This window comes from Rhizobium sp. M1, assembly GCF_002531805.1.
In the GTDB taxonomy this organism is placed as follows: Bacteria; Pseudomonadota; Alphaproteobacteria; order Rhizobiales; family Rhizobiaceae; genus Rhizobium; species Rhizobium etli_C.
The window spans coordinates 107,446-133,403 of the sequence record NZ_NWSW01000017.1 but is presented as its reverse complement, the minus strand read 5'-3'; the positions used below and the strand labels follow the sequence as shown (position 1 = coordinate 133,403).

The window sequence follows — 25,958 nt, the reverse complement described above, 5'->3', positions numbered from 1 at the left end:
TATGGAATCGGCACAGATCCGGTGGATATTAGCCGACCGTTCACCATTGATCTCATCTTGGTTGGATCGCCCCGGCCGGAAGGCGACAAGTTGTCGGCGCTGCCGACTTGAAGATCGGCCAGCCGGGAGGCTCGGCGGCGGACCCCAGCCAGGAAGCCGGGCCTCCCCGTCAATCAGCGTCGAGATAGCAAATTAGGGCTAATCCTGTGAAAAACCGGAATCATCGCATCCGGACTCGACAAGGCTTCATTAGCATGATTGCATAAACCCATCTAAAGAGGGGGTGACGATGTTCGAGGATCTGCTTGAGATGCAGGAACGCGGCGCACGCGACCGTTCGCTCGGCCGCAGTCTGGCCGACAATCCGATGTCGAAACCGGATGTGCTGCCGATCACCGACCTTCAGGAATGGTTTTCAATGTTCGACGCCTGGCGCTTCGGCTGGTCAATCGAGGACGCGATGGCCGGGCACATCGATATGCCCCGGGACGGCCACGCCGTGCCGCGGAACGGCCGCGCCGTATCCGGGGATGGCCGTGCGGCGTGGCAAGCCTAAACCAGGACGGTCTGATCGACCCTGTCCTCGGTGCCGAAGAATTTCAGGTAACGTTCGACCTCTGCCGGTTCGCCGGTCGCCTTCTGCGGATTGTCTGAGAGCTTCACCGCCGGACGGCCATTGGCATCGCTGACTTTGCAGACGACCGAGATCGGGTTGAGGCCCGAGATTTCGGTCGGGGCGCAGCCGGCAAAATCATTGGTCAGGTTCGTGCCCCAGCCGAAGCTCATCCGCACCCGACCTTCGAAATGCCGGTAGGTATCGATGATGGCGTCGACATCGAGGCCGTCGGAGAAGATCAGCAGCTTCTGGCGCGGATCGCGGCCCATCTTCTTCCACCAGTCGATGATCTTCTCACCGCCTTCGATCGGCGGCGCGCTGTCCGGGCGGAAGCCGGTCCAGTCGGCCACCCATTCCGGCGCGTCGCGCAGGAAGGCCGCAGTGCCAAAGGCATCCGGCAGGACGATCAGAAGGTTGCCGCCATAGAGCTTGTTCCAGTCGCGCAGGATCTTGTAGGGCGCGTTGCGCAGCTGCTCGTCGGTTTGCGCCAGGGCAGCCGCCACCATCGGCAGCTCATGGGCATTGGTGCCCACCGCCTCGAGATCGGAATCCATAGCCAGCAATACATTGCTGGTGCCGGTAAAGGCCGGGCCGATGCCTTCCTTCAGCGCCTCGACGCACCAGCGCTGCCAGAGAAAACTGTGGCGGCGGCGGGTACCGAAATCGGAGATGCGCAAGCCCGGCAGTTCCCTCAGCCGCTCGACCTTCGACCACATCTTCGCCTTGGCGCGGGCATAGAGCACGTCAAGGGTGAAAGGGCCGAGAGCCTTCATCGCCGAGCGCGACCGCAGCTCGTTGACGATCGCGAGCGCCGGGATCTCCCACATCGTGGTTTCCTTCCAGGCCCCATGAAAATCGAGCACATATTGACCGTCCTTCTTCGACAGCTCGTATTCGGGAAGCTGGAAGTTGGAAAGCCAGGCGAGGAACTCCGGCTCGAAAATCTGCGCGCGGCCGTAGAAGCTGTTACCCGCAAGCCAGATCATCTCCTTCTTGGAGAGCCTCAGCGTACGGGCGTGATCCAGCTGTTCACGCAGTTCACCTTCGTCGATCTCCTCGGCGAGGTGGACGCGTTTGGTCCGGTTGATCAGCGTGAAGGAGGCATTGACGTCTGGATAGAGCTTCCAGATCATCTGCAGCATCAGCAGTTTGTAGAAGTCGGTATCGATCAGGCTGCGGATGATCGGGTCGAGCTTCCAAGCGTGATTGTAGACGCGTCTTGCAATATCGGTCTTGGCCATGAATTCCTGCCCCTGTCCAATCCGGTCAGGTGCTGCCAAGTTTGCGGGCCGGCGCACGAAACCGGCTCGTGCGTCTTCTTATCGAAAAATCGGCAGGAAAAGTCCAGACAAAACATAAACATCCCGCCTCGGCATGGCGGCGGGATGGGGAGATCATCTGGAATTGCTCTATTGGGCCGGCGCCGCTGGCTGGGCCGGTGCCGCAGGTGCAGCATTCGGGGCCGGCGCTGTTGCCGGGGTCTCCGTCGGCACGGCATTGCCGTTCTGCGGCGTCGGGGCAGGTGCTGCGTCCGATTGCTGTTGCTGGAGCTGCTGACCGGGCTGCTGCGGCGCCACCTCGTTCGCCTCGCGATTGCCCCAGATCTCGACCGGGATCCAAACGACGAAAGCGAGGATCAGCGCGACGAGCAGCACCGTCAGGATTCGGTATCCCATGCGCCCCTGCTTTGCCTTGACCGGCGGGATCAGCTCTTCCTTGTGAAGCTTGCCGTCGGATTTTTCCCAGCGTGTTTCCGTCTGATGCGCCATCATCGTCTCCTTCCGCTGTCTTAGCGGCCGATCCGGCCGCAAGAAACTGTCGCAGAGAAAACGGTCAGTCGTCTCGAAGGTTCCGGACGCTCAATAGCCGGCGGCGCGGTCGACCACGAATTGCAGCGGCTCACCGCGCTCGAAACGGGCGATCTGCGTCTCGACATGGCGGAACAGCGCGTTCTCTTCGGAGACCGCCGCGTCATGCGGGGTGATGAAGACGTTCTCCAAATCCCATAGCGGGTTGTCTGACGCTAAGGGCTCCACCTCGAAAACATCAAGCGAAGCGCCGCCGAGGATGCCGTCCCGGATGGCCGAGACGATGTCGGCCTCGACCTGGCTGCGGCCGCGGCCGGCATTGATGAACACCGGCCGCCCAAGCGCGCCGTCGCGGCGGAGCTTTTTAAATAGCCCGCTATCATAGAAGCCCGTGGTATCAGGTGTCAGTGGCAAGAGGCCGACGAGAATGTCGGTCTTGGCCAGGAACCCATCCAATTCGCGCGCGTCGAAGGTTTCGACGCCGTCGATCTCTTTGCGGGTACGCGACCAACCGATGACGTTGAAACCCATCACTTTCAGCTTGGCGACCGCGTCCTGCCCAAGCACGCCGAGGCCCATGACGCCGACCGTCACCTCCGCTGCTTCGGGCGCGATCAACTTGGCCCATTCGCCCCGCCGCTGGCTGATATCATGGGCGTATTGCCCGCGCAGATGCATCAGGCATTGCATCACCACCCATTCGCTCATGCGGGTGGTCAGGCTGCGATCGACGAAACGAACGATTGGTATCTCAGGCAGGCCGTCCATGCCGATGATATGGTCGACGCCGGCGCCGCCCGAGAAGATGACCTTGAGGTTCGGCGCCCGGTTGAAAAGATCGGCATCCGGCTTCCAGACAAGCGCGTATTCGGCCGCGCGGAGATCCCGCGTCCGATCGGCCGGATCGGCGAGATTGATGCTGCCGCGGTCGGCAAAAGCCGTTTTCAGCACACGGGCGACGCCTTCGGGATTGAACTTGATGTCGACGAGAACAGGAGAAGGTGCGGACATGATGTTCTTTACTGCTGCACGGCGGGCGTCGGCACCGCCTCGATGTTGAAGGCGGCGGCCATCAGCGCCTTGGTGTAATCGTCCTTCGGAGCACGGAAGATTTCCGAGGAGGGCCCCTGCTCCACCACCTTGCCGAAACGCATGACGATGACGTCGTTGGCAAGCGCCTTCACCACCTTCAGATCATGGCTGATGAAGAGATAGGCGAGGTCGTGCTTTTTCTGCAGGTCGCGCAGGAGATCGACCACTTGGGCCTGGACGCTCATATCGAGGGCCGAGGTCGGCTCGTCGAGCATGACGAAGCGCGGTTTGAGCACCATGGCGCGGGCAATGGCGATGCGCTGGCGCTGGCCTCCGGAAAATTCATGCGGGTAACGCCACCGGGTCAGAGGGTCGAGACCGACCTCCTCCAGCGCCCAGCAGACGCGCTGGTCGCGCTCTTCGGCGCTCAATGATTGTTCATGCACCTTCAGCCCTTCGGCAATGATATCGCCGACCGACATGCGCGGGCTCAGCGAGCCATAAGGATCCTGGAAGACGATCTGCAGCTGGTTGCGCAGCGGCCGCATCTCGCTGAACGAATAGCCGGCTATATCCTTGCCGACGAATGCGATCCGTCCTTGCGAGGAGATCAGCCGCGTCAGCGCCAGGCCGAGTGTCGTCTTGCCGGAACCGGACTCGCCGACGACGCCGAGCGTCTGCCCGGCGCGCAGCGAAAGATCGATGCCGTCGACTGCCTTGACGTGGTCGACGACACGGCGCATCAGCCCCGCCTTGATCGGGAACCAGACGCGAATGTCGGAACCTTCCATCACCACCGGCTTCGACGGATCGGCAAGGGGCGGTTCGCCGCGCGGCTCGGAGGCAAGGAGGTGCCGGGTATAATCGTGCTTCGGATTGGCGAAGACCTCCTCCACGGTTCCGGTTTCGACGATCCTCCCCTTGGTCATCACGCAGACGCGATCGGCGAATTTGCGCACGATGCCGAGATCATGGGTGATGAACAGCAGCGACATGCCGTGCGCCGCCTTCAATTGCCGCAGCAGTTCGAGGATCTGCGCCTGCACGGTGACGTCGAGCGCCGTGGTCGGCTCGTCGGCGATCAGCAATTCCGGCCGGTTGGCGAGCGCCATGGCGATCATGACGCGCTGGCGCTGGCCGCCGGATAGTTCGTGCGGATAGGCCTTCAACCGCTTCTCCGGCTCGCGGATGCCGACCTGGTTCAACAGTTCCAGCACGCGCTGGCGCGCCGGCTGGCCGGTGATGCCCTGGTGCAGGGCGAGGATTTCGGCGATCTGCTTCTCGATCGTATGAAGCGGATTGAGCGAGGTCATCGGCTCCTGGAAGATCATGGTGATGTCGTTGCCGCGCACCTCCCGCAACGCCCGCTCCGACGCCTTCAAGAGGTCCTTGCCCTTGAACAGGACTTCGCCGGAGGGATGGCTTGCGGAAGGATAGGGCAAAAGCTTCAGGATCGAATTGGCCGAGACCGACTTGCCGGAACCGGATTCGCCGACCAGTGCCACGACCTCGCCCTTGGCGATATCGAAGGAGATCCGATCGACGGCAAGCGAGGTTTCGCCGCCCTGATGAAAGGCAACCGAGAGATCGCGGACGGAAAGGAGCGGTTCTGTCATGTCATTCATTGAAACGTCTTCCTCGGGTCGAAGGCGTCGCGCACGGCTTCGCCGATGAAGATCAGCAGGGACAGCATGATCGACATGGCGAAGAAGGCCGTCAGCCCGAGCCATGGCGCCTGCAGGTTGGTCTTGCCCTGGGCGATCATCTCACCGAGCGAGGGGGAGCCCGGCGGCATGCCGAAGCCCAGGAAATCGAGCGAGGTCAGCGTCGTGATCGAGCCGGAGAGGATGAAGGGCAGGAAGGTCAGCGTCGCGACCATGGCGTTCGGCAGCAGATGGCGCCACATGATGGTGCGGTTGTTGACGCCAAGGGCGCGGGCGGCGCGCACATATTCGAAATTGCGGGCGCGCAGGAATTCGGCGCGCACGACGCCGACAAAGCCGACCCAGGAAAAGAGCAGCATGATGCCGAGCAGCACGAAGAAGCCGGGCGGCAGGATGGCGGCGATGATCAGCAGGATGTAAAGCACCGGCATTGACGACCAGATCTCGATCAAGCGCTGCAGCAAAAGATCGGTCCAGCCGCCGAAATAACCCTGAACCGCGCCGGCCGTCACGCCGATGATCGCCGAGCAGATGGTCAGCGCCAGGCCGAAGAGCACCGATATGCGGAAGCCGTAGATGACGCGGGCGAGCACGTCGCGGGCCTGATCGTCGGTGCCGAGCCAGTTGAGATTGCCGAGCGTGCAGGCGGGATCGTTCACCCCTTCAGGATAGCCGGAGCAGCGCTCCTCCTTGGTCATCAGCCAGAAAGGAGCAGTCGGCGCCGAATGCGGGATGTTGGAGTTGACCGAGCGGTAGGAATAACGCACCGGCGGCCAGATCATCCAGCCATTGGCGTTGATCTCGTCTGCGATCACCGAGGAACGGTAATCGGTTTCGGCAAGGAAGCCGCCGAACTTCTCCTCGGGATAGTCGATCAGCACCGGAAACAGGATCTCGCCCTTGTAAGAGGCGACAATCGGCCGGTCGTTGGCGAGGAATTCGGCGAAGAGACTGAGCACGAAGAGCAGCAGGAACAGCCACAGCGACCAGTAGCCGCGGCCGTTCGCCCGGAAATTCTTCCAGCGGCGGATATTGGTCGGCGACAGCAGGCCCTTGCGCGGCGGCTTGACCGGGGTTGCGACGGCAGGATTTGCGGCAGCGTCCATCAGACATCCCTCCGCTCGAAATCGATGCGCGGATCGATCCAGGTGTAGATCAGGTCGGAGATCAGGCTGACGAAAAGGCCGAGCAGCGAGAAGATGTAGAGCGTCGCGAAGACGATCGGATAATCCCGGTTGACTACCGAGAGATAGCCGAGGCGGCCGAGACCATCGAGCGAGAAGATATTCTCGATCAGCAGCGAGCCGGTGAAGAAGGCGGAGATGAAGGCGCCTGGAAAACCGGCGATGATGATCAGCATGGCATTGCGGAACACATGGCCGTAAAGCACCTGCCGCTCGTTCAGGCCCTTGGCACGGGCGGTGACGACATATTGCTTCTTGATCTCCTCGATGAAGGAATTTTTGGTGAGCAGCGTCGTTGTGGCGAAAGCGGCAAGCGAAAGCGAGATCAGCGGCAAAGTGAGGTGCCAGAAATAATCGAGCGGCTTCTGCCACCAGGCGAGCTGGTCGAAATTGTCGGAGACGAGTCCCCGCAGCGGGAACCAGTCGTAAAACGAGCCGCCGGCGAAAAGCACGATCAGCAGGATGCCGAAGAGAAAGCTCGGCACGGCGTAACCGACGACGATGACGCCCGACGTCCAGACATCGAAGGTCGACCCATCCTTGACCGCCTTGCGAATGCCGAGTGGGATGGAGATGGCGTAGGAGAAGATCAGGATCCAGATGCCGAGCGAGATCGACACTGGCAGCTTCTCCTTGATGAGGTCGAGCACTGAGGTGTTGCGGAAGAAGCTCTCGCCGAAATCGAAGCGGATGTAATTCCACATCATTTCGCCAAAGCGCGTCAGCGGCGGCTTGTCGAAACCGAACTGTTTTTCGAGCTTGGCGATCAGTTCCGGATCGAGCCCCTGGGCGCCGCGATATCTGGAGCCTTCGTCCCCTCCTCCATCGCCCATCAGGTCGCTGCCTCCCGACAGGCGCTGGTCGGCGCCATCGGCCTGGCCGGTCAATTGCGCGATCACCTGCTCGACCGGACCGCCGGGGGCGAATTGCACGACGATGAAAGAGATCGCCATGATGCCGATAATGGTCGGAATCATCAAAAGCAGGCGGCGAATGACATAGGCGCCCATCAGCCTTCAGCCTCCGGAAATCTTCTTCTTGTCTGCCTGCCGTCCAGTCTAATGCCGCTCAATCCGCCAGCCTTCCCTTGCCGGCCCTGCCGGCTTTCCGTGATTCGCTCGTGCCATTTGGAGCCCAGAGCCCCAGCATTGCAAGCCCGCTCATTTTGCCGAGGCTGACCACCAGACATCGGGGAAGCCAAGGCTGTAAGCCGGGAATTCGGCCGGATGGGTAATCGTGTTCCAATAGACGATGTTCTGGGTACCGCGATAGAACAGCGGAATGACGTAGTGGTTTGCAAGCAGGACCCTGTCCATCGCCTTGATTGCCGCGAGCTGTTCATCGCGGTTCGGCGCGAAGATGATCATGCGGATGAGTTCGTCGACCGCCGGATTGGCGATGCCGGCATAATTTTGGGAGCCTTGCTGGTTCACCGAGCCGGATCCCCAATAGTCGGCCTGCTCGTTGCCGGGGTTCATCGACTGCGCCCAGACATTCCAGATCATATCGTAGTCGAAGCTGCGTTCGCGGTTGACAGCTTGCGACGCATCGACTGTCCGCACGCGCGCATCTATACCGATTTTCTTGAGATTGTTGGCATAAGGGACCGCCCAGCGCTCCAACATGGGGCTCGACAACAGTATCTCAAAGCTCATCGGCTGGCCGGTCTTGGTATTGACCATGCGATTGCTCTTGATCTCCCAGCCAGCGTCTTTCAGCAGTGCAATCGCCTTTCGAAGGTTGTCGCGGCTTTTCTGCGGGTCACCGCCGACGGGATTGGTGTAAGGCGTCGTGAAGACCTCGGGCGGAACCTTGTCCTTCATGCCCTGCAATATTTCCAGTTCACGTCCCTGCGGCAGGCCGGTGGAGGCGAGTTCGGTGTTCCAGAAGTAGCTGTCGATGCGCTTGTAGCTGTTGAAGGCAACCGTGCGGTTCAGCTCCTCAAAATCGAAACCGTAATTCAGCGCCTGGCGGACCCTGATGTCCTTGAACAGGTCGCGCCGCATGTTGGGCACGAGCGCCTGCAGGATGCCGGTGGAGCGCAGCGGATTTTTGACTTCCTCCTTCTTGACGCGTCCTTCCTTCACTGCAGGGAAATCATATCCCGTCGCCCAGCGGGCAGCTGTGGTTTCCTGCCAATAGTCGCTGTTGCCGGCGCGAAAGGCCTCGAATTCGACGTCCCGATCACCGAAATAGGTGTAGATGACGTTGCGGAAATTGTTCTGGCCGACATTCACATTGAGATCCTTGCCCCAATAGTCGTCGCGCAGTTCATAACGGATCGTCGCTCCGGGCGAGAAGGATGCAATCTTATAAGGTCCAGACCCCATTACGGGCTCGAGCGTCGTCTTTGAAATATCGCGGGGCTTGCCGTCCGATCCCTGCCCCTCCCACCAATGTTTCGGCACGACAACCAACTGGCCGAGAATATTCGGAAGCTCGCGGTTGTTCTTCTCGTCGAAAGTGAAGGTGACGTCGCGATCGCCGGTTTTTTCGGCCTTTACCACGTGCCGATAGTAGTTCGCGGTGACGGGATTGAGCTCCTTGGTCTTATCCAGGCTGAAGATGACATCCTCTGGCGTGACCGGCTGCCCGTCCGCCCATTTTGCCTCCCTGCGCAGGCGAAAGGTCGCACTCGAAACATCGGCGGGGAAAGACAGCCCTTCGGCAAGCAGGCCATAGGACACAAGCAGCTCGTCATCAGCGGGCTTCATCAAGGTGTCGTATACGAGCGACAGGCCTACCGCCGTCTGGCCTTTGGCCAGCAGCGGGTTGAAGGTGTCGAAGGCGCCGCTTGCGGAAAGGCGCAGGTCGCCGCCTTTCGGAGCATTGGGGTTGACGTAATCGAAATGGGCGAAGCCCGGCTTGTATTTCATCTCGCTGATGACCGAGCTTCCTATCTGGAACGGCTGCTCCTCAGCCGCTGCCGTCAACGGCACCAGGGGCCCCGCAAGCGATAGAAACAATCCGATCTTCGACCACAGAGCCATTCACACTTTCCCCTGAATATTGATGGATTCGACAATACGAGAAATAGGGGCGAAAAACAGGAAAGAGTTTGGTTTTTGCCGGGCTCGCGAAATTTTGAGACCGCCAGCTCCTGTCCAAGGGCGGGTTCGGCGGCGCTGCGGCGATCCGTCACCGGTTCCTCCTGCGCCTGTCCGCCAAATCATCGATTCACCAAAATCGCTTTTCACGATAGATTCCAGCGCAAATCACTTCGGCATCGACTTAAGGAAACAGCATGGCTTTCGGCTTCGCTCAATCTTTCAGGACATTCGGCAGACTGGCGCTCGCCGGCGCAATCGGCGCAGGCCTTGCCGCCGGCGACGTCGGCGCCGAGCAGAAGACGCCAAGCCCGGGCAGCGCCAAGGCGCTATTCGCAGGCGCCAGCCTGCCGACGCAGGGGCCGGCGCAGCCGATCGGCTTTTATGCCAAGGGCTGCATGACCGGCGCTGTGGCGCTGCCGACCGACGGGCCGACCTGGCAGGCGATGCGGCTTTCGCGCAACCGCCGCTGGGGCAACCCCGCGATGATCGCGCTCTTGGAACGGTTTTCGCAGGATGCGGTCAACTATGCCGGCTGGCCGGGCATCCTCGTCGGCGACATCGCCCAGCCGCGCGGCGGACCGATGCTCAACGGCCATTCCTCGCACCAGATCGGCCTCGATGCCGATATATGGTTCACGCCGATGCCGGCTCGCCGCCTGACGGCCGAGGAGCGCGAGAACCTGCCTTTCACCACCATGCTGCAAAAGAACAAGTTCCTGACCGTCAACCCCAAAGTATGGACGGAATCGCGGGCGCGGCTCTTGATGCTGGCGGCAAGCTATCCCCAGGTGGAGCGCATTTTCGTCAATCCCGCCATCAAGAAAAAGATGTGCGACACCTGGACGGGCGATCGCACCAACCTCGGCAAGCTCCGGCCGATATACGGCCATGACTCGCATTTTCACATCCGTATGAAGTGCCCGCCCGGTGCAGCCGGATGCACCCCGCAAGCAGCCGTCGCCGCGGGAGACGGCTGCGACAAGTCGCTCGCTTATTGGTTCACGCCGGCGCCTTGGGCGCCGCCGAAACCGCCAAAACCCGACGCCAAGCCGCCGAAGCCGCCGCGCGAGATGATGGTCTCCGACATGCCGAAGGCCTGCGCCGCCGTGCTCGACGCCGCTTCCGTCACCTCGATGCAGGCCGCCACCTACGGCGGACCTTCCGCCGCGGGCGGACCTTCTGCCGCGAGCGCGCTTGCCGCCGCGCCGGCGGCGGCGCCGGCCGCCGACGATGACGACGGAGAACTGCCCGATGTCGGCCCGGTTCCGAACGACAAGCCGGTGGTCCAATGAGGTGCGCCCGGCGCTGTCTTTCAAATCGCAAATTCTTGGTATAGAAGCGGTCAAATCGATTGAATTATTGGGTCGGAGGGATTGATGGCCGGCGGCAAATGCCTCGCATTGATTGCGCATGATCAGAAGAAGGACGACATGGCCGCGTTCGCCCGCGCCAATAAGGACCTTCTCTCGCGCTGGAAGATCGTCGCCACCGGCACGACCGGCGGGCGGGTGCTCGATGCCGTGCCCGACCTCGACGTCGTCAGGCTGAAAAGCGGGCCGCTTGGGGGCGACCAGCAGATCGGCGCGCTGATTTCGACCGGTGAGGTGGATGCCTTGATCTTCTTCGTCGACCCGCTGACGCCGATGCCGCATGATGTCGACGTGAAGGCGCTGATGCGGCTGGCGATCGTCTACGACATTCCGATGGCTCTCAACCATGCGACCGCTATAAAGCTCCTTCCCACCCTCGAAGCCTGATCAGCACGGAACCGGCCATGCCAAAACCGAACCACAGCACCGCTCCGCTGCCCTTCCCGATCCTGATCGGCGATATCGGCGGCACCAATGCCCGCTTCTCCATCCTGTCCGATGCCTATGCCGAGCCGAAACAGTTTCCGAACGTGCGCACGGCGGATTTCGCGACGATCGACGAAGCGATCCAAAAGGGCGTGCTCGACAAGACCGCGGTGCAGCCGCGCTCGGCGATCCTCGCCGTCGCCGGCCCGATCAACGACGACGAGATCCCGCTCACCAATTGCGACTGGGTGGTGCGGCCGAGAACGATGATAGAGGGCCTCGGCATCGAGGACGTGCTCGTCGTCAATGATTTCGAGGCACAGGCACTGGCGATCGCCGCCCTGTCGGATGAAAACCGCGAGCGCATCGGCAATGCCACCGGCGACATGATCGCGTCGCGCGTCGTGCTCGGACCCGGCACCGGCCTCGGCGTCGGCGGGCTCGTGCATGCCCAACACAGCTGGATCCCGGTCCCGGGCGAAGGCGGCCATATCGATCTCGGGCCGCGCAGCAAGCGCGACTATGAGATCTTTCCGCATATCGAGACGATCGAAGGCCGCGTCTCGGCCGAGCAGATCCTCTGCGGGCGCGGCCTCGTCAATCTCTATAACGCCATCTGCATCGTCGACGGCATCCAGCCGACGATGAAGGATCCGGCCGACATCACCTCGCACGCGCTTGCCGGCAGCGACAAGGCCGCCGTCGAGACCGTCTCGCTATTCGCCACCTATCTCGGCCGCGTGGCCGGCGACATGGCGATGGTGTTCATGGCACGCGGCGGCGTCTACCTCTCCGGCGGCATCTCGCAGAAGATTCTCCCGGCCCTGAAGAAGCCGGAATTCCGCGCGGCCTTCGAGGACAAGGCTCCGCATACCGCCCTGCTTCGCACCATCCCGACCTATGTCGTGACGCACCCGCTGGCAGCCCTTGCCGGGCTTTCCTCCTATGCGCGCATGCCGGCCAATTTCGGCGTCTCGACGGAAGGCCGCCGCTGGCGGCGCTGATCCAGTGCGCGTCCCACCCGGACGCGCCGCACTCTAGCCAAACCGATCCCAACTCTTTATAGAGCCGCCAAAAGCACGCGTCGCCCCTGCGCCGCGTTGGGTCGAGACAGGAAAGCTCATTATTGGAAGCGGCGGAAAGCAGAAAGCAGAGCGTCAGCAGCGATACCGTCACCGGCATCCTGAAGCGCATCATCGCTGAAAACGGCCGCGACCATCTCTGGGGTTATGTCTTCGCGATTGCCTGCCTCATCATCGTGGCGCTTTCGACGGCGTTCACTGCCTGGATCATGCGGGCGATCATCGATGAGGCCTTCGCCAATCGCCGCGCCGACGTCGTCTGGATCATCTGTCTTTCGATCTTCGTCGCCTTCGTGCTGCGCGGTTTTGCGAGCTACGGTCAGGCGGTGGCGCTCTCCAAGGTCGGCAACGATATCGTCGCCCGATATCAGCGCCGCCTTTACGCGCATCTGATGACGCTTTCCGTCGGCTTCTTCAGCGAGGCGCGCTCGGCCCATATCGCCGCGCAGGTGAGCCAGAACGTCAGCGGCATCCGCGACGTGCTCAACCTGACGATCACCTCGACGGTCCGCGACCTCCTGACCTTCGTTTCGCTGATCGGCGTGATGGTCCTCCAGGACCCGCTGCTCAGCCTTGCCGTGTTCATCATGGCGCCGCCGCTGCTCTATGCGCTGCGTTATGTTTCCAAACGGCTGCGCTCGGCAACCCGCGAGGCCGTGCATCTGAACAGCCACGTGCTGGGCGCCATGCAGGAGACGATCCAGGGCATCGCCATCGTGAAAGCCTTCACGATGGAAGAGGAGCTGGAACGCAAGGTCAATAAACTGATCAAAGGCGCCGAAAACCGAGCAAACCGGATTGCCCGGCTTTCAGAACGCACCTCGCCGCTGACCGAGAGCTTCGCGGGCTTTGCCGTCGCCAGCGTGCTGGCCTATGCCGCCTACCGCTCGATCTATTACAACGTGCCGCCGGGCGCCTTCTTCTCTTTCGTCACCGCCTTGCTGCTGGCCTATGACCCGGCCCGTCGGCTTGCGCGCCTGCAGGTGCAGATGGAGCGCGCCGTCGTCAATGCGCGGATGATCTACGAACTGCTCGACATGGAGCCGCGCCAGCGCGACCTGCCGGATGCTCAGCCGCTGACGGTGACGCAAGCCAAGATCGAATTCCGCAACGTTTCCTTCGGCTACGGCAATGAGAGCGTGTTGAGCGGCGTCAGCTTCATCGCCGAGGGCGGCGCGACGACGGCCCTGGTCGGGCCCTCGGGGGCCGGCAAATCCACGGTCATCAACCTCATTCCGCGCTTTTACGACCCACGCGAGGGCGAGATCCTGATCGACGGGCAGGACATCGCCCACATCACCAAGAAGTCGCTGCGCCAGCAGCTCGCCTATGTCTCGCAGCAGCCTTACCTGTTCGAGGGCACGATCCGCGACAATATCCGCTACGGCCGGCCGGAAGCGACCGATGCCGAGGTCGAGGAGGCAGCCCGGCTTGCCTATGCGCATGATTTCATCTGCGCCCAGCCGCAGGGTTACGATACGCCGGTCGGCGAAAACGGCGTGACGCTGTCGGGCGGCCAGCGCCAGCGGCTGTCGATTGCGCGGGCCCTGGTGCGCAATGCTCCGATCCTGCTTCTCGACGAAGCGACGTCGGCGCTGGACACCGAATCCGAAGCCGCTGTGCAGAAGGCGCTCGACGAGGCGATGACCGGACGCACCGTCGTCGTCATCGCCCACCGGCTTTCAACCGTGGTGCGCGCCGACAAGATCGTCGTCATGCAGCAGGGCCGGGTCGTGGAAGAAGGCAATCACGAGACGCTTGCGAAGGTCAGCGACGGTCTTTACGCTCGCCTCAACAATTTGCAGAGGCCTTCGGCCTCCGATCTAAACTGACCTGGTGAGACTGAAATGAGCGATGCTGCGATGAAACTGGTGGTGGTCGGCGCGGCAGGGCGCATGGGACAGACGCTGATCCGGCTCATCCATTCCATCGAGGGCGTGACTTTGCATGCCGCCGTCGAGCGCCCCGGTTCGCCGTACGTCGGCAAGGATGCCGGCGAGATTGCCGGGCTCGGCCCGACCGGCGTCATCATCGGCGACGATCCGCTCAATGCCTTCCTGCATGCCGAAGGCGTGCTCGACTTCACCTCGCCGGCGGCGACGGTGGAATTTTCGGGCCTCGCTGCCCAGGCCCGCATCGTCCATGTCGTCGGCACCACCGGCTGCTCGGAAGACGACAATGCCAGGATCGCCGCGGCCGCCCGCCATGCCCGCGTCGTCAAGTCGGGCAATATGAGCCTCGGGGTCAATCTGCTCAGCGTGCTCGCCGAGCAGGCCGCCCGGGCGCTCGATCCTGATGACTGGGATATCGAAATCCTGGAAATGCATCACAAGCACAAGGTCGATGCGCCTTCCGGCACCGCGCTTCTTCTCGGCGAGGCAGCGGCCAAGGGGCGCGGCATCGATCTGGCCTCGAAATCGGTCCGGGTGCGCGACGGCCATACCGGCGCTCGGCAAGCCGGCACGATCGGCTTTGCGACGCTGCGCGGCGGCTCCGTCATCGGCGAGCATTCCGTGCTTTTCGCCGGAGAAGGCGAAATCGTCACCCTGTCGCACAGTGCGGCCGACCGCTCGATCTTCGCGCGCGGCGCCATCAAGGCGGCTCTCTGGGCGCGCGACAAGAAGCCGGGTCTCTATTCCATGCTCGACGTGCTCGGGCTTTCTTCCCAATAACGACATTTCGGAGATATATTCATGAGCGGAACCCTCGTCCTCGTTCGCCACGGCCAGAGCGACTGGAACCTGAAGAATCTCTTCACCGGCTGGAAGGATCCCGATCTGACTGAACTCGGCATCCAGGAAGCCAATGCCGGCGGCGCAGCACTTGCCGAATACGGGATCAAATTCGACGTCGCTTACACCTCGGCGCTGGTGCGCGCCCAACACACGCTGAAGCTCATTCTCGACAAGGTCGGCCAGCCCGACCTGCAGACGATCCGCGATCAGGCGCTGAACGAGCGCGACTACGGCGACCTCTCCGGGCTCAACAAGGACGATGCCCGCGCCAAATGGGGCGAGGAACAGGTCCATGTCTGGCGCCGCTCCTACGACGTACCGCCTCCGGGCGGCGAGAGCCTGCGCGACACCGGCGCCCGCGTCTGGCCTTATTATCTCACGGAGATCCTGCCGCGCGTGCTCAGGGGCGAGAAGGTGCTGGTTGCCGCACACGGCAATTCGCTGCGCTCGCTCGTCATGGTGCTCGACAAGCTGACCAAGGAAGGCGTACTTGCCCTCAACCTCGCGACCGGCGTTCCCATGGTCTACAAGCTGAACGCCGATTCCACCGTCGCTTCCAAGGAAGTGCTCGGCGACATGTCCGGCGCACATTGAAGCCAACGGCCTTCCCTGCACCGACAGGGAAGGCCGTCCTCAGTTCTCGATGGTGAACTGCACCCGGTCGGCCGCGAACCGGCTGATCGAATATTGCACCGGCACGCCGTCGAGATCGGTATTCATCGCCTTGGCGATCAGAAGGATCGCCCCGGGGGTGAGTTCGAGATCGGCCAGATCGGCCGTATCGGCATGGGCCGCCGTCACCTCGGTCGTCGCCCGGACATAATCCGCCAACCCAAGTTCGGCGAAAGCCTTGGTGATCGATTGATGTTTGCGGTAGGCCTCGCCGATCCCGGCGAAACGCTCGGCGGGAAACCAGCTCGTCGCTTTTGACACCGGCCGCTTGTCGGCCTCGCGCAGCGTTTCCAGCCGGATCACCGTTGCTCCCGGCTTCAGCCCCAGCCAGCGGGCGCTCTCGGGGCTCGCCTCCTCCTTCACCTCATCGAGCAGCAGGCCGCGCATCTCGCGCGCCTGATCGCCGATGCCGGCGGTAAAACGGGTGCGCCTGGTGATCGGGAAATTCAGCCGCTCCTTGCGTTCGATCAGCGTGCCGCGACCTTGCACCGCCCGGACGATGCCCTCCTGTGCCAAGGCTGCCAAGGCGCTGCGCACCGTATGCCGGTTGACGCCGAATTGCAGCGCCAGAACGGTTTCTGGCGGCACCATTCCGGTTTCATCATAGGCTCCATTGCCGATCGCCTCGCGAATCCGGTCGGCGATCTGGCGCCAGAGCGCCACGCCGGTCTGCCTTTGCACCTGCTTCAGTCCCGCCATTCCATCCCCTGCCCTGCCATTTCGCGCCTTTTTAACACTCTACACGCGCCTGAAAAGACGTGGCCGCGCTGCAGGATGTCACACGCTTGTCACGGCATCGATTTAGGACTAGATATAGCTTGTATGATTGTCTATATCAATAGACATTTTAGAGGAAGCGGCGATGATATCAGCGGACAGCAACAACGCTGCGTCACAGACGGCATCGGAGCGCAAACGCGTCGCCGATCTGCTGGCGCGCGCAGAGCGCAGCGAACTCTCGGCGGCCTGGGATGCGTTGCCGCAAAAGCCTGCGGCGCATCCGGTGCGTGGACCGGAGACCGGGCTGGTGATGGTGCGCGGACGCATCGGCGGCGGCGGCGCTCCCTTCAATCTTGGCGAAGTGACGGTGACGCGCGCGACGGTCCGGCTCGACTCCGGCTCGGTCGGCCATGCGCAGGCGCTCGGCACCGACCGTGAGAAGGCGCGGCTTGCGGCGATCTTCGATGCGCTCTGGCAGGAGGAGGCGACGAAGGATTTCGTCGAACGGGCGCTGCTTTTACCGATCACTGAGCGGATCGCCGATGCCGAACGCCGCAAGGCCGACGAGACGGCGGCGACCCGCGTCGATTTCTTCACCATGGTGCGGGGAGACAACTGATGGGTTTCAAGACGGAAGCCTTGACCGGCGGCTTTGCCGAGCCGGTCTTCCATGCCCAGAGCGTCTTCAAGATGCTGATGGACGGCATGGCCCGTCCCGGGACGATCCAGACCGTTCAGCCCGATGTCGCGCCGCCTGCGCCGCTCGGCATCGCCGCCGGCGCGATCGCGCTGACGCTTTGCGACCACGACACGCCGGTCTGGCTTTCGCAGGGGCTGACGAAATCCACCGTGCCGGAATGGCTCGGCTTCCACGCCGGCGCGCCGCTGACCAAGGAGAAGGCCGAGGCACGCTTCGCCTTCACGGAAGCCGGAACTGCGCTTTGCCCCTTCGGCCTCTTCGCCTCTGGCACGCAGGAATATCCCGACCGCTCGACGACGCTCATCATCGAACTTTCCGACCTCGAGGGTGGGCGCAGGCTGGCGCTGATCGGCCCCGGCATCCAGAGTGTCGCGGACATTGCGCCGGTTGGCCTGCCGGAGACCTTCCTGCGGCTCTGGACCGAGAACCGCGCGCTCTTTCCGCGCGGCATCGACATCGTGCTGACCTCGGGCAAGCGCTTCCTCTGCCTGCCGCGCACCACCAAGATCACCGCAACGGAGATCTGAGCTCATGTATGTTGCCGTCAAGGGTGGCGAGGCCGCCATCGCCAATGCCCACCGCCTGCTTGCCGACCGCCGGCGCGGCGACCGGTCGCTGCCGGCGATCGGCATCGACCAGATCGTCGCGCAGCTGGCGCTCGCCGTCGACCGGGTCATGGCCGAGGCCTCGCTTTTCGACCGTACGCTCGCCGCACTCGCCATCCGCCAGTCGCGCGGCGACATGATCGAGGCGATCTTCCTGCTGCGCGCCTATCGCACGACGCTGCCGCGCTTCGGTTATTCCAAGCCGCTCGACACGGCTGATATGACGATCGAACGGCGCATCTCGGCGACCTACAAGGATCTGCCGGGCGGCCAGCTTCTCGGGCCGACCTTCGACTATACGCACCGGCTGCTCGACCCGTCGCTGCTTGCCGACGAGGCAGTCGAAACGCCGGCACAGCGCACCGCCGAGACCGGCCGCGTCATGCGCGTCTCCGAAATCCTCGGCGAGGAAGGCCTGATCGAAGCAGACGGCGACATGCCGGAGGATCACGAGGTCGGCGACCTGACGCGCGAGCCGATGGAATTCCCGATGAGCCGCGACCTGCGCCTGCAGGCGCTCGCCCGCGGCGACGAAGGCTTTCTGCTGGCGCTCGGTTATTCCACCCAGCGCGGCTACGGCCGCAACCATCCCTTCACCGGTGAGATCCGCATCGGCGAGGTCGAAGTCGAATTCGACGTGCCGGAACTCGGTTTCGCCGTCTCGCTCGGTACGATCCAGATCACCGAATGCCAGATGGTCAACCAGTTCAAGGGCTCTGCCAAGGCGCCGCCGCAATTCACCCGCGGCTACGGCCTGGTGTTCGGCCAGAGCGAGCGCAAGGCGATGGCGATGTCGCTGGTGGATCGTGCATTGCGCGCCGAAGAGCTCGGCGAGGATATCACCGCGCCGGCCCAGGACGAGGAATTCGTCATCTCGCATTCCGACAACGTCCAGGCAACCGGCTTCGTCGAGCATCTGAAGCTTCCGCATTATGTGGACTTCCAGGCCGAACTCGATCTCGTCCGCCGCATGCGCCGCGAATTCGAAGCCGCCCGCAACAGCGACGAAGACATGAAGGAGGCCGCCGAATGAGCGATCTGGCCAGCTACAACTTCGCCTATCTCGACGAACAGACCAAGCGGATGATCCGCCGCGCCATCCTAAAGGCGATCGCCATTCCCGGCTACCAGGTGCCCTTCGCCTCGCGCGAAATGCCGATGCCCTACGGCTGGGGCACCGGCGGCGTGCAGGTGACGGCCTCGATCATCGGACCCGACGACGTGCTGAAGGTCATCGACCAGGGCGCCGACGACACGACCAACGCCGTTTCCATCCGTGCCTTCTTCCAGAAGGTCGCCAATGTCGCGGTGACGACGCATACAAGCGAGGCGACGATCATCCAGACGCGCCACCGCATCCCTGAGGAAAAGCTCAAGGCCGGCCAGGTGCTCGTCTACCAGGTGCCGATCCCCGAACCGCTGCGCTTCCTCGAACCGCGTGAGACCGAGACGCGCAAAATGCATGCGCTGGAAGAATACGGTCTCATGCACGTGAAGCTCTACGAGGATATCGCCCGCAACGGCCGCATCGCCACGACCTATGCCTATCCGGTCAAGGTTCATGGCCGCTACGTCATGGATCCCTCGCCGACGCCGAAATTCGATAATCCCAAGATGCATAAGTCGGAAGCGCTGCAGCTTTTCGGCGCCGGCCGCGAAAAGCGCATCTATGCCGTGCCGCCCTATACCGATGTCGTCAGCCTGGATTTCGAAGACCATCCCTTCGAAATCCAGCGTTTCGGCAAGCCCTGCGCTCTCTGTGGCGCCGAGGACGTCTATCTGGACGAGGTGATCCTCGACGACAAAGGCGGGCGCATGTTCGTCTGCTCCGATACCGACCATTGCGAAGATTGCCGAGCACACGGACATGCCGGCGAAATGCTGGCCCGGGAGGCTGCAGAATGACCGATACGCCGCTTCTCAAAGTCAACGACCTCTCGAAGTTCTATGGCAACCGCATCGGCTGCCGCAATGTGTCCTTCGAGCTCTGGCCCGGCGAAGTGCTCGCCATTGTCGGCGAATCCGGCTCGGGCAAGACGACGCTGCTGAACTGCATCTCCACCCGGCTGATGCCGACCACCGGCAGTGTCGAATACAACATGCGCGACGGCAGCTACCGCGACCTCTACCATATGAACGAGGCCGAGCGCCGCTTCCTGATGCGCACCGACTGGGGCTTCGTGCACCAGAACCCGGCCGACGGGCTGCGCATGACGGTTTCTGCCGGCGCCAATGTCGGCGAACGCCTCATGGCGATCGGCGACCGGCATTACGGCAATATCCGCTCCACCGCCATAGACTGGCTGGAACGCGTCGAGATCGATGCCGACCGCATCGACGACCAGCCGCGCGCCTTTTCCGGCGGCATGCGCCAGCGATTGCAGATCGCCCGCAACCTCGTCACCGGCCCACGCCTCGTCTTCATGGACGAGCCGACCGGCGGCCTCGACGTCTCGGTGCAGGCGCGCCTGCTCGATCTCGTGCGCGGCCTCGTCAACGATCTCGGCCTCTCGGCCATCATCGTCACCCACGACCTCGCCGTCGCCCGGCTTCTGTCGCACCGCATGATGGTGATGAAGGATGGCTACGTCATCGAACACGGGCTCACCGACCGGGTGCTCGATGATCCGCGCGAACCCTACACGCAACTGCTCGTTTCCTCGATCCTGCAGGTCTGAGCGCCGCTGCAGGTCCAAAACCAGGGAAGAAGACATCATGCCAACGCCCCTCGTCGTTTCCGAAGTCTCGAAGAGCTTCACCATGCACCTGCGCGACGGCATCCGGCTGCCCGTCGTCTCCGATGTCGCCTTCTCGGTCGCTTCAGGCGAATGCGTCGTGCTCGGCGGCCCATCGGGCATCGGCAAGAGCTCGCTGCTGAAGATGATCTACGGCAATTACGCCGTCGACACCGGCCAGATCCTCATCCGCCATGACGGGCGCGTCGTCGATCTCGCCGCCGCCGATCCGCGCACCGTGCTCGACGTGCGGCGCAATACGCTCGGCTATGTCAGCCAGTTCCTGCGCACCGTGCCGCGCGTCGCGGCAATCGACGTGGTTGCCGAACCGCTGGTGGCGCGTGGCGAGGAAGCCGGCGCCGCACGGGAAAAGGCGGGCGCCCTGCTTGCCCGGCTCAATCTGCCGGAGGCGCTGTGGCAGCTTCCGCCCGCCACCTTCTCCGGCGGCGAGCAGCAGCGCGTCAATATCGCCCGCGGCTTCATCACCGAGCATACGATCCTGCTTCTCGATGAACCCACAGCCTCGCTCGATGCCCGCAACCGCGCCGTCGTCGTCAGCATGATCTCGGAAAAGAAGCAGGCGGGCGTCGCCCTTCTCGGCATCTTCCACGACGAGGAAGTGCGCGAAGCGGTCGCCGACCGCATTCTCGACGTCCAGCAGTTCTCGCCGCGAAGGATCGCCGCATGAGCCGCAAGCTTGATATCGAACCCTCTATCCACGAGACGGCCTCCGTCAGCGATTCCACCTTCGGGCGCTATACGGAAGTGTCGGAGCGCTGCCGCATCAGCGAGGCGACCTTCGGCGACTATTCCTACATCATGCAGGACGGCTCCGTCTGGTGCGCGACGATCGGCAAGTTCGTCAATATCGCCGCCGCCGTGCGCATCAACGCCACCAACCATCCGACCTGGCGGGCGACGCTGCATCATTTCACCTATCGCGCCGCCGACTACTGGCCGGACGCCGACACGGAGGAGGATTTCTTCGCCTGGCGGCGCGCAAGCCGCGTGACGATCGGCAACGACGTCTGGATCGGCCACGGGGCGACGATCCTGCCGGGCGTCAGCGTCGGCAACGGCGCGGTGATCGGCGCCGGCGCCGTCGTGTCCAAGGACGTCGCGGCTTACTCGATCGTCGGCGGCGTGCCGGCCAAACTCATCCGCGAGCGCTTTTCGAAAGCGGTCGGCGAACGTATGGACCGGCTCGCCTGGTGGGACTGGGAGCACGACCGGCTGCGCCTGGCGCTGCAGGATTTTCGCAACCTGAGCGCGTAAGATTTCCTGGCCCGCTACGACGGTTAAACCTCCGATATAGGCGCGGCGATTTGTGACACGAACTACACAAATATGACATTTGAGGTTCATCAAGCGGGACTAAGGCGATGCTGACCAAGGCCTGGAGTGCAAGGGGAAGAGCATGATGTTCGAGCTGAAGGATGTCACCCGCCGTTTCGGAAACAAGCTCGCCGTCGATACCGTCACCCTCGCCATTCCCCAGGGCCAGATGGTCGGCGTCATCGGCCGTTCCGGCGCCGGCAAGTCGACGCTTCTGCGCATGATCAACCGGCTTCAGGAGCCGAGCTCCGGCTCCATCCAATTCGCCGGTGTCGAGGTCTCCGGGCTTCGCGGCCGGGCGCTGCGCAACTGGCAGCGCGACTGCGCGATGATCTTCCAGCAGTTCAACCTGGTGCCGCGCCTCGATGTTCTCACCAATGTCATGCTCGGCCGCCTCAATCACCGCTCGACGTTCCTGAGCCTGCTCAACATCTTCACCCGCGAGGAACGCGTGCACGCGATCGCGGCCCTCGAACGCCTCGGCATCGAGCAGACGGCGCTGCAGGCGGCCGGCACGCTTTCCGGCGGCCAGCAGCAGCGCGTGGCGATCGCCCGCGCGCTGATGCAGAACCCGAAGATGGTTCTTGCCGACGAGCCGATCGCCTCGCTCGATCCGCTGAACGCCAAGATCGTCATGGATGCGCTGCGCGACATCAACGAGCGCGAGGGCATCACCGTCATCACCAACCTGCACACGCTCGATACCGCCCGCAACTATTGTGAGCGCATCGTCGGCATGGCCGGCGGCCGCGTCGTCTTCGACGGCAAGCCGTCCGAGCTGACCGCCGAAGCGGTGAAGGCGATCTACGGGACTGACAAGGACGGCGCCGGCATCGACGAAACCATGACGTCGACCAGCCTCGAATCCGCGCGCCGCGCCGGGGCCCCATCATCCGGCATGATGGCCAAAACAGCCGCCATGCATTGACCCGTGTCTGGCCGACGGGACAACGGCCGGAGAACCAACTGACAAGCCACATCACAACAGGAGACTTCCATGTCTGCATTCCGCAAGATTTTGATGGCAACCATCGCCGTAGCCGCCCTCGCCGGCAATGCCGCCGCTCAGGACGTCAAAGTCCTCCGCATCGGTCTCGATGGCGGTGAAAACGAAGCCGACCAGGTGCGTCGCACCGAGTGCGTCAAGCCGGGCCTGATCGCCGCCACCGGCGTTTCCGAAGTGCAGCTCTTCCCGTCGCCGAACTATAACGGCGTCATCCAGGGCCTTCTCGGCGGCACGATCGATCTCGCCGTCATGGGCGCCTCCTCGTACGCGGCTATCTACCTCAAGGATCCGAACGCCGTTACCCCGGTTCTCACGACCAAGCAGGCCGACGGTTCGACCGGCTACTACTCGATCATGGTGGCCCGCAAGGATTCAGGCATCAAGACGCTCGCCGACGCCAAGGGCAAGAAGCTCGGCTTTGCCGATCCGGACTCCACCTCGGGCTACCTTGTCCCGAACGTTGCCCTGCCGAAGGACATCGGTGTTCCCGTCAAGCAGTATTTCTCTGAAACCGGCTTTGGCGGCGGCCACGAAAACCTCGTCCTCGGTGTTCTCGACAAGAAGTTCGATGTCGGCACCACCTTCGGTTCCGCTCAGGGCGATTGGGCACAGGGCTACACCTCAGGCAACCTGCACCAGATGGTCGCGAAGGGTCTGCTCGACATGGACGATATCGTCCAGGTCTGGAAGTCGCCGCTCATCCCGAATGGCCCGCTGATGGTTTCCCAGAAGCTGCCGGCCGATCTCCAGAAGAAGGTTACCGCTTACTTCGCAGAGCTGCCGAAGAAGGACATGAGCTGCTTCGAATCGTTCACCGGCGGCGGCTACGTTGACTGGTCGCCGGTCGACCAGAGCTTCTACCAGACGATCATCGATGCTCGCAAAGCCGTCATCGGCGGCTGATCCTCGGTCTGTGCAATCTTCCGGCGGCATCGTCATGATGCCGCCGCGTTCCAATTAAGGGAGCCACATATGGCGCACTCGGCCGGAGCGGATCATCTGAACGGACTGCAGGAAAGCTCCCGTACGATCCTCGACAATTATCAGAGCCAAGTCCGAACCCGCCGGATTTATACGGCCGTCTCCATCGTGATCTTCCTGATTATCCTCGGCACTTCGCTCGATTTCGCCAACAGCGCCAATTCGGGCAAGTTCTTTGAGCGCCTGCCCTATTTCTTCGATTTCATGAAGAGCTTCGTGCCGGACAGCCCGCTCGAGATCTTCCGCGCCATGTTCGACCTGCCGTCGCCCTACTCCGACGGTTCGATAAAATACGACTATACAAGCGACCGCGTCTGGATCACCGACAGTTTCTACATACCGAATCTCTTCTACGAGCTCGCGATTACGCTCAACATCGCCATCGTCTCCACCATATTGGGTGCGAGCGGCGCGTTCCTGCTCTGCTTTTTCGCGTCCACCAATCTCGTCGGTGCAGGTGTCACGCGCTGGATCGTGCGGCGCATCATGGAGATCATGCGCGCCTTTCCAGAGATCGTCACCGCCGGTCTTCTCGCGGCGATCCTGTCGATCGGCCCTATCTCGGCGATCATCGCAGTGTGGTTCCACACCGTCGGCGCGCTTGGAAAGCTGTTCTTTGAAGTTGTCGAGAATGCCGACATGAAGCCGGATGAAGGCCTGCGCGCCGTCGGCGGCGGCGGCATCGGCGAAGTATTCAGCCTTTCGATTGGCCGCGACCATGCCGCCAAGACTTACGCAATCATCATCCTGCTGCTGATCACGGTCATTTGCGTCGATCAATTTTCCGCCTGGCTGCGTCAACGGCTGATCGGCCGGCAGTCTTTCGAATTTGGCCGGGGAGCGGCGTGATGTCCTCTGCTCTGACCATGAACGCTGTCGAACGTAACCGCCTGCTGGCCGCCTATCCGGACGTCTTCCATCGCAGCTTCATGCAGCGATGGGGCCTTCTCCTCATCTCTGCGGCAGTCCTCGTCTACCTTGCCTTCTGCTTCGCCTTCTTCAACGTCATTCCGACTTTCGTAAACGGCAACTGGGATCGCGCAGCGATCTATGTTCAGGACTGGTATTCCTGGCGTGCCCAGCCGCGCCTGCGTTTCCAGAACGATCAGGTCGTCCCACAATGGACAAGCCGTCGCCAGTATCCCGAAGGCGCTGAGATCGACTGGCTGAAGCCCAGTGCCGATGGGCACAGATACACTGTCACCTTCGGTAGCGACGGTGACCGCCTGGAAGTGAGCCCAAGCCGCGTGGACGTCTATATCGACGGCAAGCTCTATCCCGTCACCATCACCCGCGACCGTGCCTCTTTGCCTGCCGATGCGCCGGTCCAGATGCAGCAGGACGACAACAAGGTGAATGTCTATTACGGTTTTTCCGGACAGGCAGAAATCCGCACCAGCCAGGTCTACGTACAGCGCCGCTTTCTCGGCTGGGCGAACTTCTTCTTCGATACGCAATCACCCTTCTGGGGCCGCAGCCTGCCCGAGGTCGTCGGCCTGATGTTCTCGGGCGCACGGCTGGATGCAAATCAATCCAACGTGTCGCTGGCGTTAGACAACTTCCTCAACAATGCGAGCTGGCAGCACGGCGACATCCTGTCGAAACTGATGCAGACACTCGTCATGGCCTTCGTCGGCACATTATTCGGCACCCTGGTTGCTTTTCCGCTCGCCTTCATCGCCGCACGCAACATCATGCACAACCGCGCCGTGAACTGGGCCACGAAGCGGCTCTTCGATTTCCTGCGGTCGATCGACATGCTGATCTGGGCGTTGTTCTTCACCCGTGCCTTCGGCCCAGGGCCGCTTCCCGGGATCGCGGCGATTTTCTTCACCGATACGGGCGCGCTCGGAAAAGTCTACGCCGAAGCCCTCGAGAACATCGACGACAAGCAGCGTGAGGGCGTCAAGTCGGTGGGTGCGGCGCCAGTTGCCGTTCAGCGTTTCGGCGTCGTTCCACAAGTCCTGCCGGTCTTCATCTCGCAATCACTTTATTTCTGGGAGTCGAATACCCGTTCGGCAACCGTGATCGGCGCCGTCGGGGCGGGCGGCATTGGCCTGAAATTGCTGGAATCCATGAAGACCAACTCGGACTGGGACAAAGTCGCCTACATGGTGCTTCTGATACTCCTGGTCGTCTTCGCCTTCGACAACCTCTCGAATGCGCTGCGCTCGCGCGTGATGGGGAAAAAGAACCACTGACAAGCTGCCGCCATCATCATTCTGTCACCGAAATCT

27 protein-coding genes are annotated in these 25,958 nt (G+C 62.6%); 18 read left to right on the top strand and 9 right to left on the bottom strand.

The window, feature by feature from the left end:
• The first annotated feature begins 289 nt into the window (after window positions 1–289).
• Window positions 290–556 carry a CrpP-related protein gene (locus CO655_RS18125; protein ID WP_097608125.1) on the top strand — a complete coding sequence of 89 codons (267 nt, stop codon included), beginning with the start codon at window positions 290–292 and terminating at the stop codon, window positions 554–556.
• On the opposite strand, the gene pncB is transcribed toward CO655_RS18125, so the two are convergent.
• The 8 genes from pncB to CO655_RS33445 all read right to left on the bottom strand — a co-directional run bounded on the left by pncB (window position 553) and on the right by CO655_RS33445 (window position 9,501).
• Window positions 553–1,857, bottom strand: a complete 1,305-nt coding sequence (gene pncB / locus CO655_RS18120; protein ID WP_004673542.1) for a nicotinate phosphoribosyltransferase — start codon at window positions 1,855–1,857, stop codon at window positions 553–555. The two genes, CO655_RS18125 and pncB, sit on opposite strands and share 4 nt — an antisense overlap.
• Before the next feature lie 168 nt (window positions 1,858–2,025).
• Complete coding sequence (locus CO655_RS18115; RefSeq protein WP_097608124.1) at window positions 2,026–2,388, bottom strand: hypothetical protein; 363 nt, start codon at window positions 2,386–2,388, stop codon at window positions 2,026–2,028.
• A gap of 87 nt (window positions 2,389–2,475) precedes the next feature.
• Window positions 2,476–3,435: a glyoxylate/hydroxypyruvate reductase A gene (locus CO655_RS18110; protein ID WP_097608123.1), complete on the bottom strand. Its 960-nt coding sequence runs from the start codon at window positions 3,433–3,435 to the stop codon at window positions 2,476–2,478.
• 8 nt (window positions 3,436–3,443) lie between these two features.
• Entirely contained in the window at window positions 3,444–5,081 is a 1,638-nt protein-coding gene (locus tag CO655_RS18105; protein WP_097665760.1) for an ABC transporter ATP-binding protein, read from the bottom strand.
• Window positions 5,078–6,226 carry an ABC transporter permease gene (locus CO655_RS18100; RefSeq protein WP_097665758.1) on the bottom strand — a complete coding sequence of 383 codons (1,149 nt, stop codon included), beginning with the start codon at window positions 6,224–6,226 and terminating at the stop codon, window positions 5,078–5,080. The genes CO655_RS18105 and CO655_RS18100 overlap by 4 nt, the downstream gene beginning before the upstream one ends.
• Complete coding sequence (locus CO655_RS18095) at window positions 6,226–7,314, bottom strand: microcin C ABC transporter permease YejB (RefSeq protein WP_097665756.1); 1,089 nt, start codon at window positions 7,312–7,314, stop codon at window positions 6,226–6,228. The genes CO655_RS18100 and CO655_RS18095 overlap by 1 nt, the downstream gene beginning before the upstream one ends.
• A 150-nt stretch (window positions 7,315–7,464) precedes the next feature.
• Window positions 7,465–9,294 carry an extracellular solute-binding protein gene (locus CO655_RS18090; RefSeq protein ID WP_097608119.1) on the bottom strand — a complete coding sequence of 610 codons (1,830 nt, stop codon included), beginning with the start codon at window positions 9,292–9,294 and terminating at the stop codon, window positions 7,465–7,467.
• Window positions 9,295–9,501 (bottom strand): hypothetical protein, encoded by a 207-nt coding sequence (locus CO655_RS33445; RefSeq protein ID WP_141514334.1) that lies wholly within the window; start codon window positions 9,499–9,501, stop codon window positions 9,295–9,297. It abuts the gene before it with no gap.
• 47 nt (window positions 9,502–9,548) lie between these two features.
• Between CO655_RS33445 and mepA the strand changes: the two genes are divergently transcribed.
• The 6 genes from mepA to CO655_RS18060 all read left to right on the top strand — a co-directional run bounded on the left by mepA (window position 9,549) and on the right by CO655_RS18060 (window position 15,561).
• Window positions 9,549–10,646 carry a penicillin-insensitive murein endopeptidase gene (gene mepA / locus CO655_RS18085; RefSeq protein ID WP_097665754.1) on the top strand — a complete coding sequence of 366 codons (1,098 nt, stop codon included), beginning with the start codon at window positions 9,549–9,551 and terminating at the stop codon, window positions 10,644–10,646.
• A gap of 84 nt (window positions 10,647–10,730) precedes the next feature.
• Entirely contained in the window at window positions 10,731–11,111 is a 381-nt protein-coding gene (locus CO655_RS18080) for a methylglyoxal synthase (protein ID WP_097581316.1), read from the top strand.
• Window positions 11,112–11,128: 17 nt separating this feature from the next.
• Window positions 11,129–12,154, top strand: a complete 1,026-nt coding sequence (locus CO655_RS18075; RefSeq protein WP_097608117.1) for a glucokinase — start codon at window positions 11,129–11,131, stop codon at window positions 12,152–12,154.
• A 122-nt stretch (window positions 12,155–12,276) separates the two neighbouring features.
• Complete coding sequence (locus tag CO655_RS18070) at window positions 12,277–14,064, top strand: ABC transporter ATP-binding protein (RefSeq protein WP_097608116.1); 1,788 nt, start codon at window positions 12,277–12,279, stop codon at window positions 14,062–14,064.
• Between the two features lie 15 nt (window positions 14,065–14,079).
• Window positions 14,080–14,904: a 4-hydroxy-tetrahydrodipicolinate reductase gene (gene dapB / locus CO655_RS18065; protein WP_097665752.1), complete on the top strand. Its 825-nt coding sequence runs from the start codon at window positions 14,080–14,082 to the stop codon at window positions 14,902–14,904.
• Window positions 14,905–14,925: 21 nt separating this feature from the next.
• Complete coding sequence (locus CO655_RS18060) at window positions 14,926–15,561, top strand: 2,3-bisphosphoglycerate-dependent phosphoglycerate mutase (RefSeq protein WP_004673523.1); 636 nt, start codon at window positions 14,926–14,928, stop codon at window positions 15,559–15,561.
• A gap of 39 nt (window positions 15,562–15,600) precedes the next feature.
• Here CO655_RS18060 and phnF read toward each other — a convergent pair whose 3' ends face one another.
• Window positions 15,601–16,338, bottom strand: coding sequence for a phosphonate metabolism transcriptional regulator PhnF (gene phnF, locus CO655_RS18055; RefSeq protein WP_097665750.1), 738 nt, complete (start codon window positions 16,336–16,338; stop codon window positions 15,601–15,603).
• Between the two features lie 163 nt (window positions 16,339–16,501).
• Between phnF and phnG the strand changes: the two genes are divergently transcribed.
• From phnG to phnE, 11 genes are all read left to right on the top strand, one after another.
• On the top strand, window positions 16,502–16,978 hold the full coding sequence (gene phnG, locus CO655_RS18050) for a phosphonate C-P lyase system protein PhnG (protein WP_097608112.1): 477 nt from the start codon (window positions 16,502–16,504) through the stop codon (window positions 16,976–16,978).
• A complete protein-coding gene (gene phnH / locus CO655_RS18045) occupies window positions 16,978–17,586 on the top strand; it encodes a phosphonate C-P lyase system protein PhnH (RefSeq protein ID WP_097665748.1) in 609 nt (202 codons plus the stop codon). Before phnG ends, phnH begins: the two co-directional genes overlap by 1 nt.
• Window positions 17,587–17,590: 4 nt before the next feature.
• Complete coding sequence (locus CO655_RS18040) at window positions 17,591–18,697, top strand: carbon-phosphorus lyase complex subunit PhnI (protein WP_097608110.1); 1,107 nt, start codon at window positions 17,591–17,593, stop codon at window positions 18,695–18,697.
• Window positions 18,694–19,569: an alpha-D-ribose 1-methylphosphonate 5-phosphate C-P-lyase PhnJ gene (locus CO655_RS18035; RefSeq protein WP_097665746.1), complete on the top strand. Its 876-nt coding sequence runs from the start codon at window positions 18,694–18,696 to the stop codon at window positions 19,567–19,569. The genes CO655_RS18040 and CO655_RS18035 overlap by 4 nt, the downstream gene beginning before the upstream one ends.
• A complete protein-coding gene (phnK, locus tag CO655_RS18030; RefSeq protein ID WP_097665744.1) occupies window positions 19,566–20,342 on the top strand; it encodes a phosphonate C-P lyase system protein PhnK in 777 nt (258 codons plus the stop codon). Before CO655_RS18035 ends, phnK begins: the two co-directional genes overlap by 4 nt.
• A 37-nt stretch (window positions 20,343–20,379) precedes the next feature.
• Window positions 20,380–21,087, top strand: coding sequence for a phosphonate C-P lyase system protein PhnL (gene phnL, locus CO655_RS18025; protein ID WP_097581305.1), 708 nt, complete (start codon window positions 20,380–20,382; stop codon window positions 21,085–21,087).
• Window positions 21,084–21,674: a DapH/DapD/GlmU-related protein gene (locus CO655_RS18020; protein WP_097665742.1), complete on the top strand. Its 591-nt coding sequence runs from the start codon at window positions 21,084–21,086 to the stop codon at window positions 21,672–21,674. The genes phnL and CO655_RS18020 overlap by 4 nt, the downstream gene beginning before the upstream one ends.
• A 145-nt stretch (window positions 21,675–21,819) precedes the next feature.
• Entirely contained in the window at window positions 21,820–22,662 is an 843-nt protein-coding gene (gene phnC / locus CO655_RS18015) for a phosphonate ABC transporter ATP-binding protein (protein WP_097665740.1), read from the top strand.
• A 69-nt stretch (window positions 22,663–22,731) separates the two neighbouring features.
• A complete protein-coding gene (gene phnD, locus CO655_RS18010) occupies window positions 22,732–23,643 on the top strand; it encodes a phosphonate ABC transporter substrate-binding protein (RefSeq protein WP_097581302.1) in 912 nt (303 codons plus the stop codon).
• Between the two features lie 69 nt (window positions 23,644–23,712).
• On the top strand, window positions 23,713–24,570 hold the full coding sequence (locus CO655_RS18005; RefSeq protein ID WP_097665738.1) for an ABC transporter permease: 858 nt from the start codon (window positions 23,713–23,715) through the stop codon (window positions 24,568–24,570).
• The gene (gene phnE / locus CO655_RS18000; RefSeq protein WP_097665736.1) at window positions 24,570–25,922 is read left to right on the top strand and encodes a phosphonate ABC transporter, permease protein PhnE; all 1,353 of its coding nucleotides are present in this window, start codon (window positions 24,570–24,572) and stop codon (window positions 25,920–25,922) included. Before CO655_RS18005 ends, phnE begins: the two co-directional genes overlap by 1 nt.
• The last annotated feature ends 36 nt before the right edge of the window (window positions 25,923–25,958 follow it).

Coding starts and splice junctions, on each gene's coding strand:
- CO655_RS18125 (WP_097608125.1), top strand. CDS start 290: ATGTTCGAGGATCTGCTTGAGATGCAGGAACGCGGCGCACGCGACCGT.
- pncB (WP_004673542.1), bottom strand. CDS start 1,857: ATGGCCAAGACCGATATTGCAAGACGCGTCTACAATCACGCTTGGAAG.
- CO655_RS18115 (WP_097608124.1), bottom strand. CDS start 2,388: ATGATGGCGCATCAGACGGAAACACGCTGGGAAAAATCCGACGGCAAG.
- CO655_RS18110 (WP_097608123.1), bottom strand. CDS start 3,435: ATGTCCGCACCTTCTCCTGTTCTCGTCGACATCAAGTTCAATCCCGAA.
- CO655_RS18105 (WP_097665760.1), bottom strand. CDS start 5,081: ATGAATGACATGACAGAACCGCTCCTTTCCGTCCGCGATCTCTCGGTT.
- CO655_RS18100 (WP_097665758.1), bottom strand. CDS start 6,226: ATGGACGCTGCCGCAAATCCTGCCGTCGCAACCCCGGTCAAGCCGCCG.
- CO655_RS18095 (WP_097665756.1), bottom strand. CDS start 7,314: ATGGGCGCCTATGTCATTCGCCGCCTGCTTTTGATGATTCCGACCATT.
- CO655_RS18090 (WP_097608119.1), bottom strand. CDS start 9,294: ATGGCTCTGTGGTCGAAGATCGGATTGTTTCTATCGCTTGCGGGGCCC.
- mepA (WP_097665754.1), top strand. CDS start 9,549: ATGGCTTTCGGCTTCGCTCAATCTTTCAGGACATTCGGCAGACTGGCG.
- CO655_RS18080 (WP_097581316.1), top strand. CDS start 10,731: ATGGCCGGCGGCAAATGCCTCGCATTGATTGCGCATGATCAGAAGAAG.
- CO655_RS18075 (WP_097608117.1), top strand. CDS start 11,129: ATGCCAAAACCGAACCACAGCACCGCTCCGCTGCCCTTCCCGATCCTG.
- dapB (WP_097665752.1), top strand. CDS start 14,080: ATGAGCGATGCTGCGATGAAACTGGTGGTGGTCGGCGCGGCAGGGCGC.
- CO655_RS18060 (WP_004673523.1), top strand. CDS start 14,926: ATGAGCGGAACCCTCGTCCTCGTTCGCCACGGCCAGAGCGACTGGAAC.
- phnF (WP_097665750.1), bottom strand. CDS start 16,338: ATGGCGGGACTGAAGCAGGTGCAAAGGCAGACCGGCGTGGCGCTCTGG.
- phnG (WP_097608112.1), top strand. CDS start 16,502: ATGATATCAGCGGACAGCAACAACGCTGCGTCACAGACGGCATCGGAG.
- phnH (WP_097665748.1), top strand. CDS start 16,978: ATGGGTTTCAAGACGGAAGCCTTGACCGGCGGCTTTGCCGAGCCGGTC.
- CO655_RS18040 (WP_097608110.1), top strand. CDS start 17,591: ATGTATGTTGCCGTCAAGGGTGGCGAGGCCGCCATCGCCAATGCCCAC.
- CO655_RS18035 (WP_097665746.1), top strand. CDS start 18,694: ATGAGCGATCTGGCCAGCTACAACTTCGCCTATCTCGACGAACAGACC.
- phnK (WP_097665744.1), top strand. CDS start 19,566: ATGACCGATACGCCGCTTCTCAAAGTCAACGACCTCTCGAAGTTCTAT.
- phnL (WP_097581305.1), top strand. CDS start 20,380: ATGCCAACGCCCCTCGTCGTTTCCGAAGTCTCGAAGAGCTTCACCATG.
- CO655_RS18020 (WP_097665742.1), top strand. CDS start 21,084: ATGAGCCGCAAGCTTGATATCGAACCCTCTATCCACGAGACGGCCTCC.
- phnC (WP_097665740.1), top strand. CDS start 21,820: ATGTTCGAGCTGAAGGATGTCACCCGCCGTTTCGGAAACAAGCTCGCC.
- phnD (WP_097581302.1), top strand. CDS start 22,732: ATGTCTGCATTCCGCAAGATTTTGATGGCAACCATCGCCGTAGCCGCC.
- CO655_RS18005 (WP_097665738.1), top strand. CDS start 23,713: ATGGCGCACTCGGCCGGAGCGGATCATCTGAACGGACTGCAGGAAAGC.
- phnE (WP_097665736.1), top strand. CDS start 24,570: ATGTCCTCTGCTCTGACCATGAACGCTGTCGAACGTAACCGCCTGCTG.